Source organism: Caulobacter sp. GW821-FHT09A05 (genome assembly GCF_059418465.1).
The window spans coordinates 26,792-44,892 of record NZ_JBWKPX010000038.1; the positions used below are offsets into that span (position 1 = coordinate 26,792).

The following is an 18,101-nucleotide window of genomic DNA, read 5'->3' on the forward strand; positions in this document are numbered from 1 at the left end:
CGGAGGGCCGCGCCCTCGCGACCCCAATTCCGGACATGAGGATATCACCATGAAGACGCGCAAACTCGGCGACGGACTGGAAGTCTCGGCCATCGGCCTGGGCTGCATGGGCATGGGCCAGGTCTACGGCACGGCCCTGGACAAGGCCGATGCCTTCAAGGTGCTGGCCCGGGCGGTCGAGCTGGGCGTGACCTTCTTCGACACCGCCGAGGTCTACGGCCCCTACACCAACGAGGTGCTGGTCGGCGAAGGGCTGAAGCCCTTCCGCGACAAGGTCGTGATCGCCACCAAGTTCGGCTTCGACATCGCCCCGGAAGGGACCGCCGAGGGCTTCGCCCGGATGCGCGGGACCGACAGCCGGCCCGAGCACATCCGCGCCGTGGCCGAGGCTTCGCTCAAGCGCCTGGGCGTCGAGGTGATCGACCTGTTCTACCAGCACCGCGTCGATCCGAAGGTGCCGATCGAGGACGTGGCCGGGACGGTCAAGGACCTGATCGCCGAGGGCAAGGTCAAGCACTTCGGCCTGTCGGAAGCGGGACCGGAGACGATCCGCAAGGCTCATGCGGTGCAGCCGGTCGCGGCCCTGCAGAGCGAATATTCGCTGTGGTTCCGCGACCTGGAGCAGACCACCCTGCCGGTCCTGCGCGAGCTGGGCGTCGGGCTGGTGCCCTACAGCCCGCTCGGGCGGGGTTTCCTGACCGGGGCGCTGAAGAGCGGCGAAAGCCTGGCCAAGGACGACTTCCGCCGGGGGCTGCCGCGCTTCCAGGGCGAGGCCCTGGCCAAGAACCTGTCCCTGGTCGAGGCCCTGACGGCGATCGCCGCCGAGAAGGGGATCACCCCGGCCCAGCTGGCTCTGGCCTGGATCCTGGCCCAGGGCGAGCACATCGCCCCGATCCCCGGCACCACCAAGATCGGCCGGCTGGAGGAGAACCTCGGCGCGGTGGAGGTGGTCCTGTCGGCCGACGACCTGGCCCGGATCGCCGCGGCCGTGCCCGAAACGGCGGTCGAGGGCGCGCGCTACAGCGAGGCCGGCCTGGCGATGGTGGGGCGCTAGCCGGAAAGGAACCCTCTCCCTCTGGGAGAGGGTCTTTGGGGCCTTGATCCCCATGCCGGGGCGCCCCCACACTCGCCGCCATGGTCGACAATCCGCTGCAGCGCCTGGACGCCCTCGAGTTGGTCAAGATGGGCAAGAGCACCATCACCCTCGGGGGGCTGGGCGCGGCGATCGTGATCGTGGCGGCGGCCATGCTGGCGGCGCGCCTGGCCGCGGCCGGCCTGCGCCGCCTGCGGGCCCGCGCGGTCGACAACGCCTCGTCGCTGTATGTCGTCGAGAAGCTGGCGACCTATGGCCTGGTGGCGGTGGGCCTGCTGGCCGCCCTGTCGACCATGGGCATCGACCTGACCTCGCTGGCGGTGTTCGCCGGCGCCCTGGGCGTCGGGGTGGGCCTGGGCCTGCAGGGCGTGATCAAGGACTTCGCCTCGGGCATCTCGCTGGTGTTCGAGCGGCTGGTGGCGGTGGGCGATTTCGTCGAGCTGTCCAACGGCGCCCGGGGCGTGGTCCACGAGATCGGGCCCCGGGCCACCCGCATCCGCACCAACGACAGCACCGACATCATCGTGCCCAACTCGGTCCTGGTGAACGATCAGGTCATCAACTGGACCCTGCATCATTCCAACCGCCGCATTCGCGTGCCGTTCGTCACCGCGTTCGGGGCCGACAAGGAAAAGGTGCGGGCCGCGGTGCTGAAGGCCGCCCATTCGGTGCCGTTCACCTCGCCCGACGACGCCCTGCGCAAGACCCAGGTCTGGCTGGTCGGCTACGGGGACTCGGCGCTGAAGTTCGAGCTGGTCGTCTGGCCGACCCTCGAATCCGTGCGCCGGCCGGCGGCGATCTTCGCGGCCTATACCTGGGCCATCGACGACGCCCTGCGCGGGGCCGGGATCGAGATCCCCTATCCGCAGCGCGACCTGCGCCTGCGCGGGGTGCTGGGCGAGGAGGGTGACGAGGCCCGCGCGGCCCTTCGCCTGGAACCGCGCGCCAGCCGCCGCGCCAGGGCCAAGGCCGCCGCCGCCGCCGCCGCGTCCAGCAACGACGCGGCCGAGGACCTGACGCGCGAGGATCCCGAGGAGCCGCCGCAGCCGGTCCAGGGGCCGCCCAAGCCTGAACGTTGATCACTTGACGTCGTTACCGCGCCGCCGCAGTCTTCTCGCAACTGCGAAATAAGAAACGACGCCGGGAGCCGCCATGAAGACCCCCCGAGGCTTTTTCAAACCCCTGGCGATCGGCGCGCCGACGCCGTGGCGGGAGCCGCCGGCCCGGGTCGAGCGCATGATCCACTTCGTGCCGCCGCACCTGGAGAAGGTGCGGGCCAAGGTCCCCGAGATCGCCCCGACCGTCGACGTGATCCTGGCCAACCTGGAGGACGCCATCCCGGCCGACGCCAAGGGCGCGGCCCTGGCCGGGACGGTGGCGATGTCGCGCGAGGTGGACTTCAGGGCCCTGGGCGTGGGCCTGTGGGTGCGGATCAACTGCATCAACTCGCCCTGGCACCTGGATGAGGTGGCGACCCTGGTCGAGAAGGCCGGCGACCGGATCGACGTGATCATGGTCCCCAAGGTCGAGGGCCCGTGGGACATCTTCTACATGGACCAGCTGCTGGCCTCGCTGGAGGCCAAGCACGGGGTGACCCGGCCGATCCTGCTGCACGCCATCCTCGAGACCGCCGAGGGCGTGATGAACGTCGAGCGGATCGCCGGCGCCAGTCCGCGGATGCAGGGGATCAGCCTGGGCCCGGCCGACCTGGCCGCCAGCCGCGCCATGAAGACCACCCGGGTGGGCGGCGGCCATCCCGGCTATCGGGTGATCGAGGATCCGCGCGCCGATGGCGGCGAGCGCGCCTCGGTGCAGCAGGACCTGTGGCACTACACCTTCGCCAAGATGGTCGACGCCTGCGCCGCCCACGGGATCAAGCCGTTCTACGGTCCGTTCGGGGCCATCGACGACCCGGTCGCCTGCGAGCAGCAGTTCCGCAACGCCTTCCTGATGGGCTGCGCCGGGGCCTGGAGCCTGCACCCCAGCCAGATCGAGATCGCCAAGCGGGTGTTCTCGCCCGCTCCCGACGAAGTGGCCTTCGCCCGGCGCATCCTGGAGGCCATGCCCGACGGTTCCGGCGTGGCGATGATCGACGGCAAGATGCAGGACGACGCCACCTGGAAACAGGCCAAGGTCATGGTCGACTGCGCCCGGCTGATCGCGGCCAAGGACGCGGAGTATGCGGGGCTCTATGGGTTTTAGGGGGACCCCCTCAGTCGGCCTCGCCGACAGCTCCCCCGGAGGGGGAGCATCTGCGTGGCGTAGATCCTCCCCCTTTGGAGGAGGTGGCCCGAAGGGCCGGAGGGGTTTCAAGCCACCGACGTCACCACCCTAGACCCCGCCACCAGCATCTTGTGCACCGGGCAGGCCTCGGCGATCTCCATCAGCCGGGCGCGCTGGGCGTCGTCCAGGTCGCCGCCCAGGGTGATCGTCCGCTCGAACAGGTCGGCGGGGACGGCGGCCGGCTCGCGCCGCCAGGTGACTTCCACGTGCACCGCCCCCAGCGGCCAGGCCTTGCGTTTGGCGTAGAGCCGCAGGGTCTGGGTCGTGCAGGCGGCCAGGCCGGCGGCGACCAGGTCATGGGGATTGGGGCCGATGTCCAGCCCGCCGTCCACTGGCCCGAGGTCGGCCGCGAAGCGGCTGGGGCCGGCGGTGACCAGGATCTGCACCCCGCCGTGGCCGCTGTCGTCGGCGGTGGCGGAAGGACGGGCGGGGGCGACGATCATCAGGCGGACTCCGGCAAGCGAGTCGCGACTATAGCGCGCGTCGAATGCGGCGCTTGCACCTTCGCAGGGTCAGGCGGCCGCCTGCTGGGCGGAGGTCACGGCGAACAGCTGGGTCGCGCCGCGCCACACCTCGACGGTGTCGCAGCCGCGATGGACGCCGACCAGTTCCTCGGCGCGGCGACGCGCGGCCTGGTCGTCGGGGCAGGAAGTGACGTCGAAGCGCGGCACCGAGCCATCCGGCTCGACACAGAAGAAGGTGAACACCTGCATGGGAACATCCGTTCGCATCAGGCGGGACCGGGTCCATATTCGATGGGCGGGGCCGCGGGCGTCGGCTTTGGTTCTAAGCCGACCAGTTGCATATAGGCGAGAACCCCGCGATTAACCAGTAATCATCGGTTTTTGGACGAGACTCTCCTGGGGACGAATCCCTGGGACTCGAAAGGGGTTCCCTCGCCGCCATGGTGTCGCTGCGACGACGAGTCGCAGGGCGCGCCCGTCCACGGGCCTCGTCCGGGGCGATTTCGAGGCCGGCGGCGCCAAAACCGGTTTCGTTTTCGGTTATCGCGCTCTAGGTTCGCCACCTTTCCGCAACGGCGACGTTAAGAGACCCATGGCCGCGCACTATCTCGACTTCGAGCGACCCATCGCCGATCTGGAAAGCAAGATCGAGGAGCTGTCCCGGCTTTCCGAGACGGCGGGTCCCGGCGCGTTCGAGACCGAGATCCAGGCGCTTCGCGACCGGGCGCAACAGCTGCGCAAGGAAGCCTATGCCGGCCTCGACGCCTGGCAGAAGACCATGGTCGCCCGCCATCCCGAGCGTCCGCACCTGAAGGACTATGTCGCCGGCCTGATCGACGAGTTCGTCGAGCTGCGCGGCGACCGCAAGTTCGCCGACGACCAGGCGATCGTCGGCGGCCTGGGCCGGTTCCGCGGCGTGCCGGTCGTGGTCATGGGCCACGAGAAGGGCCACGACACCACCACCCGTCTCAAGCACAATTTCGGCATGGCCCGCCCCGAGGGCTATCGCAAGGCCGTGCGCCTGATGGACATGGCCGAACGCTTCAACCTGCCGGTCATTACCTTCGTCGACACCGCCGGCGCCTATCCGGGCCTGGGCGCCGAGGAGCGCGGCCAGGCCGAGGCCATCGCCCGCTCGACCGAGCGCGGCCTGGTGCTGGGGACCCCGATGGTCGCCACCATCGTCGGCGAGGGCGGCAGCGGCGGGGCCATCGCCCTGGCCGGCGCCAACAAGGTGCTGATCCTCGAGCACTCGATCTATTCGGTGATCTCGCCGGAAGGCGCGGCCTCGATCCTGTGGCGCGACGGCGCCCGGGCCAAGGACGCGGCGGCCAACATGAAGATCACCGCCCAGGACCTGATCCAGCTGAAGATCGTCGATCGCATCGTCGACGAGCCGGCCGGCGGGGCCCATTCCGACCCGGCCGCGGCCATCGAGGCCGTCGGCGACGCGGTCGAGGACGAGCTGAAGGCGCTGATGCAGCTGTCCCCCGCCGAGCTGAAGAAGCAGCGGGCCGCGCGGTTCTACGCGATCGGCCGCGAAGGCCTGCAGTAGTGTTCGAGCCGGGTCCGCGCGATCCTCTTTTCGGGGGAGAGGTCGGAGGACGGCGGCAATCGAACGGCAATTGGTTCAGCGCCGGGCTGGATGGCGGCTTAGCCGATGCTGGTTGGCTGGCCCTTCCCATGATCGCCATTCTCGGTGTCGGTGCGTTGGGCGTGGCTGCCTGGCGGCATTTTTTTGGCGGTCGTCGATAAATTCCCAGACTTTGTTCTCTGCGTGGGTGGCGTCATTGACGTCTGATAAGCGCGCGCGCAGGATCTAGTCCATTGAACGGTCTAGAATGGTCGCGGCATGGAAATCTCGGTCACCGACGCCAAGGCGCAACTCACCGATCTTGTGCGACGCGCTGAGGCCGGCGAAGACGTTGTACTGACTCGGCACGGCCATCCGGCGGTGCGGCTGGCGCCTGTCAGGCGGTTGGTCGACATCGAGGCGCGGCGCGCATTGATCGAGCGGGTGCGCAAAGCCGGTGGCGCGAAGGCCTCGCCTGGACCATCCGCCGCGCGCAGCCAGGACTTTCTGTATGGCGACGACGGCATGCCGGAATGATCGTCATCGATAGCTCGGCTCTGATGGCGATCGTTTTGGACGAACCTGAAGCAGACCGATGCGGACAGGCCTTGCTAAGCGAACCTGACCTGGTGATTTCGGCAGTGACATTATCCGAAGCGCTGATCGTGGCTGGTCGTCGCGACAGGGGCGCGGAGATGTCGGAGCTGCTCGACGGCTTGCCGCTGGACATTATCCCGGCGTCGGAAGCCATTGCCCGACGCGTCGCCGAGACCTATTCGCGATGGGGCAAGGGGCGACACCCCGCGTGCCTTAACTGGGGAGATTGTTTTTCCTACGTGACGGCTCGAGATCGCGGCTGTCCGCTGCTCTATGTCGGCGACGACTTCGCCAGGACCGATCTCGTCGCGGCGTGAAGAGATTTGTCGCCAGCATGTCACGTCTGTTCGCCTGACCTCGTCATGTCCCCGAAGCCCGACCGCCGGGCCAGATCGAGGACAAGACCATGAGCTCTGAAACCGCCCCCTTCCGCCACGACATCAATGTTCCGGCCGTCTACCAGGCCTTCATCGCCGCCGAGACCGCGGCGGTGGGCGCCGGGGTCGACAAGCCTCTGGTGCACCTGCTCAAGCTGCGGGCTTCGCAGCTGAACCAGTGCGCCTTCTGCGTGAAGATGCACGCCAAGGAAGCCCGCGCCGATGGCGAGACCAACGACCGCCTGGACCGCCTGGTGGTCTGGAGCCACGTATCGGACTTCACCGCCAAGGAAAAGGCCGCCCTGGCCTGGACCGAGGCCCTGACCCAGCTGCCCACCCACGCCGACCTCGGCCCGCTGCGCGCCGCGCTGCGCGAGCACTTCACCGACGTCGAGGCCAGCGCCCTGACCACGGTGATCGCGATGATCAACCTGTGGAACCGGCTGGGCGTGTCGGTGCACTGACGTGTGGACGCTCCCTCCGGGGCGGATACGCGTCGCGACGGAGGGAGCGACAGCTCACGGTAAACACCCCGGCAAGCACTGTGACGCCGCCGCGAAGTTTTCGTGAAATAGCAGCGCTTGCGCCCGCGGATTAGCCAGTCGTTAGGTCAGAAATGGTCCCTCCAGTCGCGAGTGGAGGCGTAGCATGTTCACCCTGCGAGACACCGTGTCGTCCCTGGTCCCGGCCCGCGCCGACACCCTGGGCAAGACGCTGTACGAGCGGTTCCGCGAGGAGCCGGACACCCTGATCGTGCCGGTGCTGGACGCCGACGACCGTCCCATCGGCCTGGTCGAGCGCAACGCCTTCTTCCTGCGCATGGCCGCCGAATATGGTCGCGCCCTCTACGCCCTGCGGCCGATCTCGGTGCTGATGGACAGCGATCCGCTGGTGGTCGAGGCCGATGTCGAACTGGCGGCTTTCACCAGCGACAGCCTGTCCTACCGGGCCAGCGACCTGCTGCGCGGCTTCATCGTCACCGACCAGGGCCGCTATCTGGGGGTGGGCACGGTGCTGGGCCTGCTGCAGGCGGCCAACGAGACCAACCGCCGGGGCGTCGAGGCCCTGGCTTCGGCCAAGGCCGACGAGGAGCGGGCCCGCACCTTCATGACCGCCGTGGTCGAGGCCATCCCGTCGATGGTGTTCGTCAAGCGGGCCGACGACCACGCCTATGTGTTGCTGAACCGCGCCGGCGAGAAGATCCTGGGCCACGCCCGCGCCGACATGATCGGCCGCACCGACGCCGACTTCTACCCGCCGGAGCAGGCGGCCATATACCGGGAGCGCGACGCCGAGGTGATCTCCTCGGGCGAGGTGCGGGTGATCGAGGAGGACCACGTGCCGCGCAAGGACGGCTCGGTCGCCCTGCTGCGCACCAAGAAGATCGCCATCCCCGGCCCCGACGGCGTGGCAGAATACCTGCTGGGGGTGTCGGAGGACATCGCCGAGCGCAAGCGGGCCGAGGCCCAGATCGCCCGCCTGGCCCACTATGATCCGCTCACGGACCTTCCCAACCGGCTGCTGTTCCAGAAGGATCTGGCGGCGGCGCTGGGCCGGGCGGCCCGGCGCGAGGAACTGGTGGCGGTGCACTGCATCGATCTGGACCGCTTCAAGACCGTCAACGACACCCTGGGCCATCCGGTCGGCGACGCCCTGCTGAAGATCGCCGCCGAGCGCCTGCGGGCCTGCGTGCGCGAGGGCGACACCATCGCGCGCCTGGGCGGCGACGAGTTCGCGGTGGTCCAGTGCGGCCTGACCGACCTTTCCGGCGCCACGCGCCTGGCCGGCCGCATCGTCGAGGCCCTGGCCCAGACCTTCGAGCTGCAGGGCCACCAGGTGATGATCGGCGGCAGCGTCGGGGTGGCGGTGTCGCCCAACGACGGCGCCGACAGCGACGAGCTGCTGAAGAAGGCCGACATGGCCCTCTACCGCGCCAAGGCCGACGGCAAGGGCGCCTTCCACTTCTTCGAGCGGGCCATGGACGAGGCCTTGCAGGCGCGCCGCGCCCTGGAGCTGGACCTGCGCCTGGCCCTGGCCGAGGGCCAGTTCGAGCTCCATTACCAGCCGCTGTTCAGCCTGGGCGCCGACCGGGTGATGGGCTGCGAGGCCCTGCTGCGCTGGCGCCATCCGGCGCGGGGCATGGTCTCGCCTGCCGATTTCATCCCGCTGGCCGAGGAGATCGGCCTGATCAACCCCCTGGGCGAATGGGTGCTGCGCGAGGCCTGCCGCGAGGCGGCCGGCTGGCCCGAGCATGTCCGCCTGGCCGTCAACCTGTCGCCGGCCCAGTTCCGCGACTGGCGCCTGGTGGCCACCGTGGTCTCGGCCCTGGCGGCCTCGGGCCTGGCCGCCCAGCGGCTGGAGCTGGAGATCACCGAGTCGGTGCTGCTGCAGGACACCGCCGGCAACATGTCGATCCTGCACGACCTGAAGGCCCTGGGCGTGCGGATCTCGATGGACGACTTCGGCACCGGCTATTCCAGCCTGAGCTACCTGCGCAGCTTCCCGTTCGACAAGATCAAGATCGACCAGACCTTCGTGCGCGACATCCTCGACGACGCCGACGCCCTGGCGATCATCAAGGCCGTGCTGGACCTGGGCGCCAGCCTGGGCATCACCACCACGGCCGAGGGCGTGGAATCGGCCGAGCAGCTGGACGAGCTGCGCCGCCAGGGCTGCGGCGAGATCCAGGGCTATTTCATCAGCCGCCCCAAGCCGGCCGCCGAGATCGCGGCGATGCTGGGGGTGACGGTGGAAAACAAGATGAAGGCGCCTGTCGTCACCTTCTCCCATGGGGAGAAGGAGGGGCCCGCGCCGAAGGCGTGGGAGGATGAGGGGGTTCCGAGCGAACCGGCGTGCCGGCAGGGCGCCCAGTGAAATCGTTGGCGGCGTAATCCCTCACCCTCCCACCGCTTCGCGGCGGGCCCCGCCCTCTCCCGCTGGGAGAGGGTCTCGGTTGGCGAGAGAGGGTTATCCCCGACGTTCGTGCGCTTAGGGTCTAGCGCCCCGCCTCCGCCTTTGCCACACACCGACCCATGCGCATGGTCGGCTATCTCAGGGTTCCGCCCGTCAGGGGCGTGGTGATCGACGGGCCGCAGTCGCAGCGGCTGTTCGAGGCCGGCTGCGACCAGCTGTTCCACGACCGCTGCTACGGCCTGGCCGTGCACAAGCCGGGGCTGGACCAGGCCCTGGCCGCCATGAAGCCCGGCGACGTGCTGGCGGTCATCAACCTGCACGCCTTCGCCGCCCACCTGGTCGACCTTCTGGAAGTGCTGGCGCGGTTCGAGGCGGCGGGAATTCAGTTGCTGACCCTGGCCGAGGGGATCGACACCCGCGCGCCCGGCGGCTTCTTCAAGGCCTGCGCCCAGCTGGCGACGTTCCACGACCAGCGCCGCATGGTGCGGACGGCGGAGGAGAAGATCGTGCGCGAGGGCGGGCGGCGGTCGGCCCCGGCTGGACAAGCGTCCGAGCCGGCCCCAGATCTGGATCCCGACGCTTGAGGAGACCAGCCATGGCCCCCGCGCCCGCACCGAAACGTCCTGCGGACGGGCGCCCGGCTTCTTCAGCGCCTGGATGGACGTCAACTTCACCGGCCTGATCGTCGCCAAGGGCGGCTACGACGCGGCGGCCGGGCGTTACACCCTCGTCGGCGAAACGCCGGACTTCGACCACCCCGGCCGGATGATCCCGCCGCGCGAGGTGATGACGCGCCTGGACGACGACCACTTCACCTACGCCTATTACGAGACGCGCGACGGGCGGGAAGCCCTGGCCGTGCGGCTGGACTATACGCGGGTGCGTTAGGGGCGGTCCGAGAAGCCCCCAAAATGGTTGTCATCCCGGAAGCCTCGCAGAGGCTGTCCGGGATCCAGGGACCGGCGCACCGCGGCTGCCCTGGGTCCCGGCTCTCCGCTTCGCTTCAGCCGGGATGACAACTTTAGAGCTGTTTCGGCTTAAAGCTCACGCCACGTCCCTCAGCGCCTCGCCCAGCTCCTCGACCATCTCCGGCGTCGTCGCCCATGAGCACATGAAGCGCGCCGTGCCGTCCAGGAAGCGGTAGACGAACCAGCCCTTGGCCCGCAGCCGTTCCAGCGCCGCGTCGTCCATGTCGACGAACAGGCCGTTGGCCTCGACCGGATGGCGCAGGGGGAAGGGCATCAGGGCCGCCAGTTTCCGGGCCATGGCGTTGGCGTGGGCCGCCCGCGCCGCCCATGCTCCCCCTGAAGAAATGGGCCCGCCGTCGTTCCCCTCGCCCAGCAGGCCCAGCCACGGGGCGGACAGGAAGCGGCCCTTGGAGACCAGCTGGCCGGCGTGCTTGAGGCGGGCGTCCAGGCGGCGGCCGAGCGTCTTGTCCAGGAACACCACGGCCTCGGTCGGGGTCGAGCCGGCCTTGGTCCCGCCGATCACCAGGATGTCGACGCCGATCCTGGCCACCCGCTTGAGGTCGAAGCCCGCCGCCACGGCGTTGGCCAGGCGCGCGCCGTCCAGGTGGACGCCATGGCCCCGGGCCTTCACCGGCGCGATCAGGGCGGCCAGATCGTCGGCGGAATAGACCGTGCCGTATTCGGTGGCGTTGGTCAGGGACAGGGCGGCGGCCGGCTGGCGGTACGAGACGTCCGGCTCGTTCAGGGCCAGCTCCAGCCCCGGCAGGGCGATCCGGCCCGAGGCGCCCGGCAGGCCGATCAGGCCCACCCCCTGGCCGAAGAAGCCCGGCGCGCCGGTCTCGTCGGTGCAGATGTGGGCGTGCTCGTGGGCCAGGACCGCCTCGTGCGGCCGGGCCAAGCAGGTGAGGGCGAAGGCGTTGGCGGCGGTGCCCGAGGCGGTGAACCGCACCTCGGCGTCGGCGTCCAGCAGGGCGCGGATGCGGTCGGCGGCCAGGGCGCTGACATGGTCGGTCCCATAGCCCGACGCCGTCCCGGCGTTGGCGGCGACGATCGCTTCGATGACTTCCGGCATGGCCCCGGCGACGTTGTCGGAGGCGAAGTCGTAGCGGGCCATGGGAGGGGTCTCGGGTGGGTGTCGGGGCCGACCGGATGCCATGGCGCCCAATCGTTGTCATCCCGGAAGCCTCGCAGAGGCTGTCCGGGACCCCGGGGACTGGGCGAAGGCCTTGCGGTTCACCTGGGTCCCGGACAAGCGCTGCGCGCTTTCCGGGATGACAAGGGTAGGGGAGGCGAGGGGCGAAAACCCTCAGTCGAACACGATCACCGACCGGGCCAGCTCGCCGCGCTTCAGCTCGTCGAACGCCGAATTGACCTCTTCCAGCCTGATCCGCCGCGAGATCAGCTCATCCAGCTTCAGCCTGCCGCCCATATAGGCGTCGACCAGGCGCGGCATGTCGACTGGGAAGCGGTTGGACCCCATGAAGCTGCCCTGGATCTTCTTCTCGCCCAGGAAGTCGGGGCCGTGCAGCTCGATCATGGTGCCCACCGGGATCATGCCGATGATGTTGGCCGTGCCGCCCCGGCGCAGCATCCTGAAGGCCTGCTCGGCGGTGACCTTCAGGCCGATGGCCTCGAAGCTGTGGTGGACGCCGCCGCCGGTCAGCTCCTGCACCGCCTTGACCGGGTCGTCGGCCCCGGCGTCGATCACGTCGGTGGCCCCGAACTGCTTGGCCAGCGCCAGCTTGCCCGGGATGCGGTCGATGGCGATGATCCGGCCGGCCCCGGCCAGGACCGCGCCGTTGATGGTCGCCAGCCCCACCCCGCCGCAGCCGATCACGGCCACGGTCTCGCCGGGCCGCACGCCCGAGGTGTGGATCACCGCACCGACCCCGGTCATCACCGAGCAGCCGATCAGGGCGGCGCGGTCGAACGGCATGTCGCGGCGGATGGCCACGCAGGCGTGCTCGTGCACCAGCATCTGCTCGGCGAACGACGACAGGTTCAGGAACTGGGCCATCCGGGTGTCGCCGGACCCCGACAGGTCCTCGCGGAACAGCCGCGGTTCCTCGCCCTTGGCCCGCCTGGTCTCCGGGCTGATGCACAGGCTCATGTGGCCGGTCAGGCAGACTTCGCAGTGGCCGCAATAGGCGCTGAGGCAGGTGATCACGTGGTCGCCGACCTTGACGGTCCGGACCTCGGACCCGACCGCCTCGACGATCCCGGCGCTCTCGTGGCCCAGCACGGCGGGCAGGGGATGGGGATAGGACCCCTCGACGAAGTGCAGGTCGGAATGGCAGACGCCGGCGGCCTTGGTGCGGATCAGCACCTCGCGCGGGCCTGGCTTGCCGATCGACACCTCCTCGATCGTGAGCGGCTGGCCCACTTCGCGCAGAACGGCGGCCTTCATCGGCGATCTCCCTCTTGTTGCGGGAGACCCTAGCGTCGGGGCGGGGGGCGACGGAAGGGGTTGTTGAAACATTTGTTCGACAGCTGCGCCGCGAACAACTTCATTGTCATCCCGGACAAGCTCGGCGGAGCCGAGCGCCGATCCGGGACCGCCGGAAGCGCCGAGTTCACGCCCGGGTCCCGGATCTTCGCGCTGCGCGCTCGTCCGGGATGACAGTCTTGATTTAGGCCGCGATCGCCACCTTGCGCTCGGGCAGGATGGCGTCCACGGCCAGCAGCACGATCATCGCCGCCTCGGTGGTGATCACCGCCGAGACCAGCGGCGAGGCCGCGTCCTCGCCCAGCGGGGGCGGCGGGCTGATGGCGTCGGCGGAAACGATGAAGCTGTCGCAGACGGCGTCGACCAGCAGGCCGGCGACGTCGTCGTGGTGCTCGACCACGATGATCACCTGGCGGGCGCTGTCGGCGGCCACGCCCTTGCCCAGCCGTTCGGACAGGTCGATGACCGGCATCACCTGGCCGCGCAGGTTGATGACCCCGCGCACATAGGGCGGAGCATCCGGCAACGGGGTGGCGGGGGTCACGCCGCGGATCTCGCGGACCGCGCCCACCGGCACGCCATAGGTCTGGGTCCCGACTTCGAACGACAGGATCTGCAGATCCTCGCCGGCCGCGTAAGCCACGTTCCTGGACATCGCCTCGTCGCCTTCAAGCCTGTCGTCGCCCGTTCTGGGCGCCGTCTTGGCCGCAGCTTCGCGCGGAAAGGTGAATCAATCGGCCTTGTTTTCAAGGATTTGAGGCCGGAAGGGCGGCCGCCGAAGCTGACGGGTCCGTTCAGCCTGCGTTCAGCCGCCGGATCCGAAGATGATTTCAACATGGAGACGGGACGTAACCCAGCCCTTCTCCCGGAAGGAACAGCGTCATGACCCGCAATCTGAAGACCACGATCGGCCACATCGCCGCGGGCGTCGCGGCCCTGGCCATGGTCGCCGGCGCGAGCGCCGCCTCGGCCCAGAGCTACCGCCACGGCGGCTATTACGGCGGCCGTCATCACCATCGCGACAACGACGTGGGCGTGGCCATCGCCGGCGGCATCGTCGGCCTGGCCCTGGGCGCGGCGATCGCCGGCAACAACAACAACCACTATCGCCGCGGCTACAGCTACGACTACGCCCCGCCGCCGCCCCCGCCGCGCTACTACGGCGGCTACGGCTACGGCCGGCCCTACGGATACGGCCATGGCCGAGGCTACGGCCGGGGCTACGCCCGCGACTGCTGGACCACCCGCGACTACGACCGTTACAGCGGCTCGGTCTACGAACGGACCGTCTGCCGGTAAGGATCGCCAGCTCGAAGACGAAGACGCCCCGGGCTCGAGCCCGGGGCGTCTTTGTTTTTGAGCTGGCGATCAAGCCCCCAACGGTTGTCATCCCGGACAGCTTCCGGGAGGCTTCCGGGATGACAATGGTTGGGCCGGGATCGACCCTTTACCCCGCCGCCGCCCGCAGCCGCTCCAGCACCTGCGGATGCAGTTCCTGGTTGGCGGCCAGGATCGAGGCGCCGGCCAGCGGGTCGCCGTGCTCTTCGATGGTCGACACCTTGCCGCCGCTCTCGGTGACCATCAGCACGCCGGCCGCCACGTCCCACGGCTTGATGTTGCGCTCCCAGTAGCCGTCGAAGCGGCCCGCCGCGACCCAGGCCAGGTCCAGGGCCGCCGCGCCGAAGCGGCGCACGCCGGCGACCTTCTGGCTGACCTGGTGCAGCTCCTTGAGGAACTGGGCGTGCCCGGGCTTGCCCAGGAACGGGACGCCGGTGGCCAGGATGCTTTCGTCCAGGTGGCGGCGCGCCGCGACGCGCAGGCGCTTCTCGGCGCCCAGATAGGCGCCCTTGCCCTTCTCGACCCAGAACAGGTCGTTGGTGATGGGATTGTAGGTGACGCCGGCCACCACCTCGCCCTCGCGCTGCAGGGCGATGTTGACGGCGAAGTGCGGGATGCCGTGCAGGAAGTTGGTGGTGCCGTCCAGCGGGTCGACGATCCAGGTGTGGGTCTTGTCGGTGCCCTCGACCAGGCCGCGCTCCTCGCCCAGGAAGCCGTAGCCGGGGCGGGCCTTCTCCAGGATCTCGAAGATCACCTGCTCGGCCTTCTGGTCGGCGGCGGTGACAAAGTCGGCGGGGCCCTTCTTGGACACCTGCAGCTCGGTGACCTCGCCGAAGTCACGGGCCAGGCCGCGGGCGGCCTTGCGCGCGGCGTCGATCATCACGTTCAGGAGGGCGGAAGCGGTGGCCAAGGCGGGTGTTCCTCATAGGTCCCCCTGCGCGGCGTCATGGAGCTGACGGCGGGGGATATGCAGCGGGCGGATAGAAAGATCGGGAAAGTGGGCGCGATACCTAGTCGCCTGGACGGATGAAAGCAAGGCGAGGGGATTTTGTCGCGCTCACCAGCCCCGCTCATCCCGGCGAATGCCGGGACCCAGATCCCATGGCGGGGAGCCTGATTGGATAAGCGCCGAGCTCTTGGAACCCGCCACACCGCTATTCCATCTGGGTCCCGGCATTCGCCGGGATGAGCGGATATTTGGATTTGGGCAGCTAAACCAACCTGCCATGTCACATCCGTGGCGCCAATCTCGTCCTGTCTCCAAATACGGAGACCACGATATGCGATGGGCGAAATGGATCCTGCCGGGGCTACTCGCCCTGAACGGCGCGGTGATGATGCTGGCCCCGGCCTGGTGGTATCCGCGCGTGCCGGGGGTGATCGAGACCGGGCCGCTGAACGACCACTTCGTGCGCGACATCGGCGCGGCCTACCTGGCCTGCGCCCTGGCCCTGGGCTGGGCGCTGGCCAATCCGGCCAAGGGACTGGGCGTGGCGCTCGCGGCCGCGACCTTTCTCTGCCTGCACAGCCTGATCCACCTGATCACCCCGTTCTGCGGGACAGCCCTGCCGTGGCCCCTGCTGCTGCGCGACTTTCCGGGCGTGTTCCTGCCGGCGATCATCAGCCTGCTGGTGTTGCGATCGTGCGTCCGGCGCCAGAAGGTGGGGTCATGAGCGAGCAGGACGCCCTCTTCGAGCAACGCCGCGGCGCCATGACCGGCCTAGCCTATCGCATGCTGGGCTCGCGGGCCGACGCCGAGGACGTGGTGCAGGACGCCTGGATCCGCTGGCGCGGGGTCGATCCGGGCGCGGTGGCCAATCCGGCCGGCTTCCTGAACAAGGTGGTCACCCGCCTGTGCCTGGACCGGCTGAAGTCGGCCCGCGCCCGGCGCGAGGTCTATGTCGGCGAATGGCTGCCCGAGCCGGTGGTCGACGAGGACCACAGCACGCTGGGCGAGGACCTGACGGTGGCCTTCCTGCTGGCCCTGGAGCGGCTGACCCCGCTGGAGCGCGCCGCCTTCCTGCTGCACGACGTGTTCGACGTGCCCTTCGCCGAGGTCGCCAGGACCCTGGGCCGGGGCGAGGCGGCTTGTCGGCAGCTGGCCGCCCGGGCCCGCGAGCACGTCAAGGCCGGCAAGCCGCGCTACCGCCCCAGCGCCGAGGAGGAGCAGCGCCTGACCGGCGCCTTCCTGGCGGCCGCGATGAGCGGCGACGAGAGCCTGCTGCGCGGCATCCTGGCCCAGGACGTGGTCATGCATTCCGACGGCGGCGGTCTGGTCAGCGCGGCCATCAATCCGGTGTACGGCCTGGAAAAGGCCGTGCGCCTGGTGCTGGGCATCAAGAAGAAATGGCCCGCCCCCGAGGGCACCGCCGCCCGCCTGGCGCGGATCAACGGCGCCCCCGGTATCGTGCTCAGCCACGACGGCGTGGTGTTCCAGACCATGGGGCTGGAGATCGCCGACGGCCGCATCAAGGCGGTCTACACCATGCGCAATCCGGAGAAGCTGGCGCGGCTGAACAGCTGAGGCCCCAACACCCTCTCCCGGAGGGTAGAGAGCTATCGCCTATGGATCTGCTCTGAAAAAACCTGTCATCCCGGACAAGCTCGGCGGAGCCGAGCGCCGATCCGGGACCGCCGCAAGCGCCGCGTTCAGGCCCCGGTCCCGGATCTTCGCGCTGCGCGTTCGTCCGGGATGACAACGGTTGGGGCATAGGTGATCGCCTCCCCTCCGGGAGAGGGTTTCCTTACGGCAGGGCCACCTTGGGCAGGCTGTCCTTGGTCTCGCAGGCCACGCGGCCGGCGCCGCCGGCGGCGCCCTTGATGTCCTCGATCTTCTCGCCGCCGCGCCAGCCCTTGGGCAGGCCCTGGTCGCCGGTGAAGTCCATGCCCAGGTCGATCCACTTGTCGGTGGCGCAGTCCAGGGCGAAGACCATGATCGGCCCCTTGCTGGCCGGCCAGCCCTTGTAGGGGCCGTTGGGCCTGCCCTCTGCGATGCGCACCACGATCAGGCCGGACGTCTGGTCCATCCGCATGAAATCGGCGTCGTAGAAGGTCTTCGCCTCGCCGGGCGAGGGCTTCCAGTCTTCCGCCCGGGGCGCGCTGGCCATCGCCGTCGCCAGGCCCAGGACGGCGACGCCAAGCCAGCACAGACCAAGCCGCCACATTTGGGCGTCCTCCCCGTATTTTTATCGCTGGGAAGAGGTTACGCCCGGCAAGCTTCAGCGGCAAGTTAGGAGAACGGCGTTATCCGTCCCGGGCGGCCAGGCGCGCCGCGAGGCCCTGGGCGATGGCGGCGTTGATCGCCGCCACGCCCGCCGCCGGACCGCCGGCGTGCTTCCAGACCCCGGCCGAGACGGCCAGGAAATCGGCCCCCGCCGTGGCCAGGCCGGCGGCGTTGTCGGCGGTGATCCCGCCGATCGCCACCGAGGGGACCTCCATGGTCTCCTGCCAGATCGACAGGATCTCGGGATCGGCGGTGGTCGGGGCGTCCTTGGTGGTGGTCGGGAAGAAGGCCCCGAAGGCCACGTAGTCGGCCCCGGCCTCGGCGGCCTCCATGGCCAGGTGGCGGCTGTCATGGCAGGTGACGCCGATCATCGCGCCGGGGCCCATGATCTTGCGGGCTTCCCGGAAGGGCGTGTCGCTCTGGCCGACATGGACGCCGTCGCAGCCCAGCCGCGCGGCCAGGTCCGGACGGTCGTTGAGGATCACCGCCACGTCGCGCGACCGGGCGATGGGGCTCAGGGCCTGGACGGCGGCGGCGATCACCTCGTCCGGGGCGTCCTTCAGGCGGATCTGCAGCGCGGCCACGTCGCCGCCGTCCAGGGCGGCGGCCAGGTCGCGGCCGAAGGCGGCCAGGTCGTCCAGGGCCGGCGGGGTGATCAGATAGAGGCGGCAGTCGGTCATGGGGCCGGGATTACGCCGATTTGGCCGCTGACGCAGCCCCCTCCGGCCCTTCGGGCCACCTCCCCCAGAGGGCAGGGGAATCGCATATGGATTTTTGATCCGAACGGGATTCTGAGGGTGTCTGCTTTGTGAGGCGGAGGCTCTGG

The 18,101-nt window shown here is 69.5% G+C and carries 21 protein-coding genes; 13 read left to right on the forward strand and 8 right to left on the reverse strand.

Annotation, left to right across the window (positions count from 1 at the left end; all coding sequences use genetic code 11):
• Positions 1–49 precede the first annotated feature (49 nt).
• From AC07NX_RS23665 to AC07NX_RS23675, 3 genes are all read left to right on the forward strand, one after another.
• Complete coding sequence (locus AC07NX_RS23665) at positions 50–1,054, forward strand: aldo/keto reductase (protein WP_494645238.1); 1,005 nt, start codon at positions 50–52, stop codon at positions 1,052–1,054.
• Between the two features lie 80 nt (positions 1,055–1,134).
• Positions 1,135–2,172, forward strand: a complete 1,038-nt coding sequence (locus AC07NX_RS23670; protein WP_494645240.1) for a mechanosensitive ion channel family protein — start codon at positions 1,135–1,137, stop codon at positions 2,170–2,172.
• A 73-nt stretch (positions 2,173–2,245) separates the two neighbouring features.
• Positions 2,246–3,295 (forward strand): HpcH/HpaI aldolase/citrate lyase family protein, encoded by a 1,050-nt coding sequence (locus tag AC07NX_RS23675; protein WP_494645242.1) that lies wholly within the window; start codon positions 2,246–2,248, stop codon positions 3,293–3,295.
• A 107-nt stretch (positions 3,296–3,402) separates the two neighbouring features.
• On the opposite strand, the gene AC07NX_RS23680 is transcribed toward AC07NX_RS23675, so the two are convergent.
• A complete protein-coding gene (locus AC07NX_RS23680; protein ID WP_494645244.1) occupies positions 3,403–3,819 on the reverse strand; it encodes an OsmC family protein in 417 nt (138 codons plus the stop codon).
• 69 nt (positions 3,820–3,888) lie between these two features.
• Positions 3,889–4,089 carry a hypothetical protein gene (locus AC07NX_RS23685; protein WP_494645246.1) on the reverse strand — a complete coding sequence of 67 codons (201 nt, stop codon included), beginning with the start codon at positions 4,087–4,089 and terminating at the stop codon, positions 3,889–3,891.
• Between the two features lie 343 nt (positions 4,090–4,432).
• Here AC07NX_RS23685 and AC07NX_RS23690 point away from each other — a divergent pair, with 343 nt between their 5' ends.
• From AC07NX_RS23690 to AC07NX_RS23720, 7 genes are all read left to right on the forward strand, one after another.
• The gene (locus tag AC07NX_RS23690) at positions 4,433–5,395 is read left to right on the forward strand and encodes an acetyl-CoA carboxylase carboxyltransferase subunit alpha (RefSeq protein ID WP_494645248.1); all 963 of its coding nucleotides are present in this window, start codon (positions 4,433–4,435) and stop codon (positions 5,393–5,395) included.
• A 297-nt stretch (positions 5,396–5,692) separates the two neighbouring features.
• Positions 5,693–5,950 (forward strand): type II toxin-antitoxin system Phd/YefM family antitoxin, encoded by a 258-nt coding sequence (locus AC07NX_RS23695; RefSeq protein WP_494645250.1) that lies wholly within the window; start codon positions 5,693–5,695, stop codon positions 5,948–5,950.
• Positions 5,947–6,327 carry a type II toxin-antitoxin system VapC family toxin gene (locus AC07NX_RS23700; protein ID WP_494645252.1) on the forward strand — a complete coding sequence of 127 codons (381 nt, stop codon included), beginning with the start codon at positions 5,947–5,949 and terminating at the stop codon, positions 6,325–6,327. Before AC07NX_RS23695 ends, AC07NX_RS23700 begins: the two co-directional genes overlap by 4 nt.
• A gap of 89 nt (positions 6,328–6,416) precedes the next feature.
• A complete protein-coding gene (locus AC07NX_RS23705) occupies positions 6,417–6,851 on the forward strand; it encodes a carboxymuconolactone decarboxylase family protein (RefSeq protein ID WP_494645254.1) in 435 nt (144 codons plus the stop codon).
• A 184-nt stretch (positions 6,852–7,035) separates the two neighbouring features.
• Positions 7,036–9,261 carry a putative bifunctional diguanylate cyclase/phosphodiesterase gene (locus tag AC07NX_RS23710; RefSeq protein WP_494645256.1) on the forward strand — a complete coding sequence of 742 codons (2,226 nt, stop codon included), beginning with the start codon at positions 7,036–7,038 and terminating at the stop codon, positions 9,259–9,261.
• 164 nt (positions 9,262–9,425) lie between these two features.
• Positions 9,426–9,884, forward strand: a complete 459-nt coding sequence (locus AC07NX_RS23715; protein WP_494645258.1) for a recombinase family protein — start codon at positions 9,426–9,428, stop codon at positions 9,882–9,884.
• The gene (locus AC07NX_RS23720; protein ID WP_494645281.1) at positions 9,871–10,188 is read left to right on the forward strand and encodes a DUF1579 family protein; all 318 of its coding nucleotides are present in this window, start codon (positions 9,871–9,873) and stop codon (positions 10,186–10,188) included. Before AC07NX_RS23715 ends, AC07NX_RS23720 begins: the two co-directional genes overlap by 14 nt.
• Before the next feature lie 156 nt (positions 10,189–10,344).
• Here the strand turns inward: AC07NX_RS23720 and AC07NX_RS23725 are convergent, their stop codons facing one another.
• The 3 genes from AC07NX_RS23725 to AC07NX_RS23735 form a co-directional block, all read right to left on the reverse strand.
• Complete coding sequence (locus tag AC07NX_RS23725; RefSeq protein ID WP_494645260.1) at positions 10,345–11,424, reverse strand: beta-eliminating lyase-related protein; 1,080 nt, start codon at positions 11,422–11,424, stop codon at positions 10,345–10,347.
• Positions 11,425–11,574: 150 nt separating this feature from the next.
• The gene (locus AC07NX_RS23730; RefSeq protein WP_494645262.1) at positions 11,575–12,675 is read right to left on the reverse strand and encodes a Zn-dependent alcohol dehydrogenase; all 1,101 of its coding nucleotides are present in this window, start codon (positions 12,673–12,675) and stop codon (positions 11,575–11,577) included.
• Positions 12,676–12,898: 223 nt separating this feature from the next.
• A complete protein-coding gene (locus AC07NX_RS23735) occupies positions 12,899–13,369 on the reverse strand; it encodes a chemotaxis protein CheW (RefSeq protein WP_494645265.1) in 471 nt (156 codons plus the stop codon).
• A gap of 227 nt (positions 13,370–13,596) precedes the next feature.
• Here AC07NX_RS23735 and AC07NX_RS23740 point away from each other — a divergent pair, with 227 nt between their 5' ends.
• A complete protein-coding gene (locus AC07NX_RS23740) occupies positions 13,597–14,013 on the forward strand; it encodes a hypothetical protein (RefSeq protein ID WP_494645267.1) in 417 nt (138 codons plus the stop codon).
• Positions 14,014–14,161: 148 nt separating this feature from the next.
• On the opposite strand, the gene AC07NX_RS23745 is transcribed toward AC07NX_RS23740, so the two are convergent.
• Positions 14,162–14,962, reverse strand: a complete 801-nt coding sequence (locus AC07NX_RS23745) for an inositol monophosphatase family protein (protein ID WP_494645269.1) — start codon at positions 14,960–14,962, stop codon at positions 14,162–14,164.
• Between the two features lie 370 nt (positions 14,963–15,332).
• Between AC07NX_RS23745 and AC07NX_RS23750 the strand changes: the two genes are divergently transcribed.
• Positions 15,333–15,725, forward strand: a complete 393-nt coding sequence (locus tag AC07NX_RS23750) for a hypothetical protein (RefSeq protein WP_494645271.1) — start codon at positions 15,333–15,335, stop codon at positions 15,723–15,725.
• The gene (locus AC07NX_RS23755) at positions 15,722–16,576 is read left to right on the forward strand and encodes a sigma-70 family RNA polymerase sigma factor (protein ID WP_494645273.1); all 855 of its coding nucleotides are present in this window, start codon (positions 15,722–15,724) and stop codon (positions 16,574–16,576) included. The genes AC07NX_RS23750 and AC07NX_RS23755 overlap by 4 nt, the downstream gene beginning before the upstream one ends.
• Positions 16,577–16,796: 220 nt before the next feature.
• Here AC07NX_RS23755 and AC07NX_RS23760 read toward each other — a convergent pair whose 3' ends face one another.
• Both AC07NX_RS23760 and thiE read right to left on the reverse strand, forming a co-directional pair.
• Positions 16,797–17,216: a hypothetical protein gene (locus AC07NX_RS23760; RefSeq protein ID WP_494645275.1), complete on the reverse strand. Its 420-nt coding sequence runs from the start codon at positions 17,214–17,216 to the stop codon at positions 16,797–16,799.
• Between the two features lie 79 nt (positions 17,217–17,295).
• Positions 17,296–17,955 (reverse strand): thiamine phosphate synthase, encoded by a 660-nt coding sequence (thiE, locus tag AC07NX_RS23765; RefSeq protein WP_494645277.1) that lies wholly within the window; start codon positions 17,953–17,955, stop codon positions 17,296–17,298.
• Positions 17,956–18,101 lie beyond the last annotated feature (146 nt).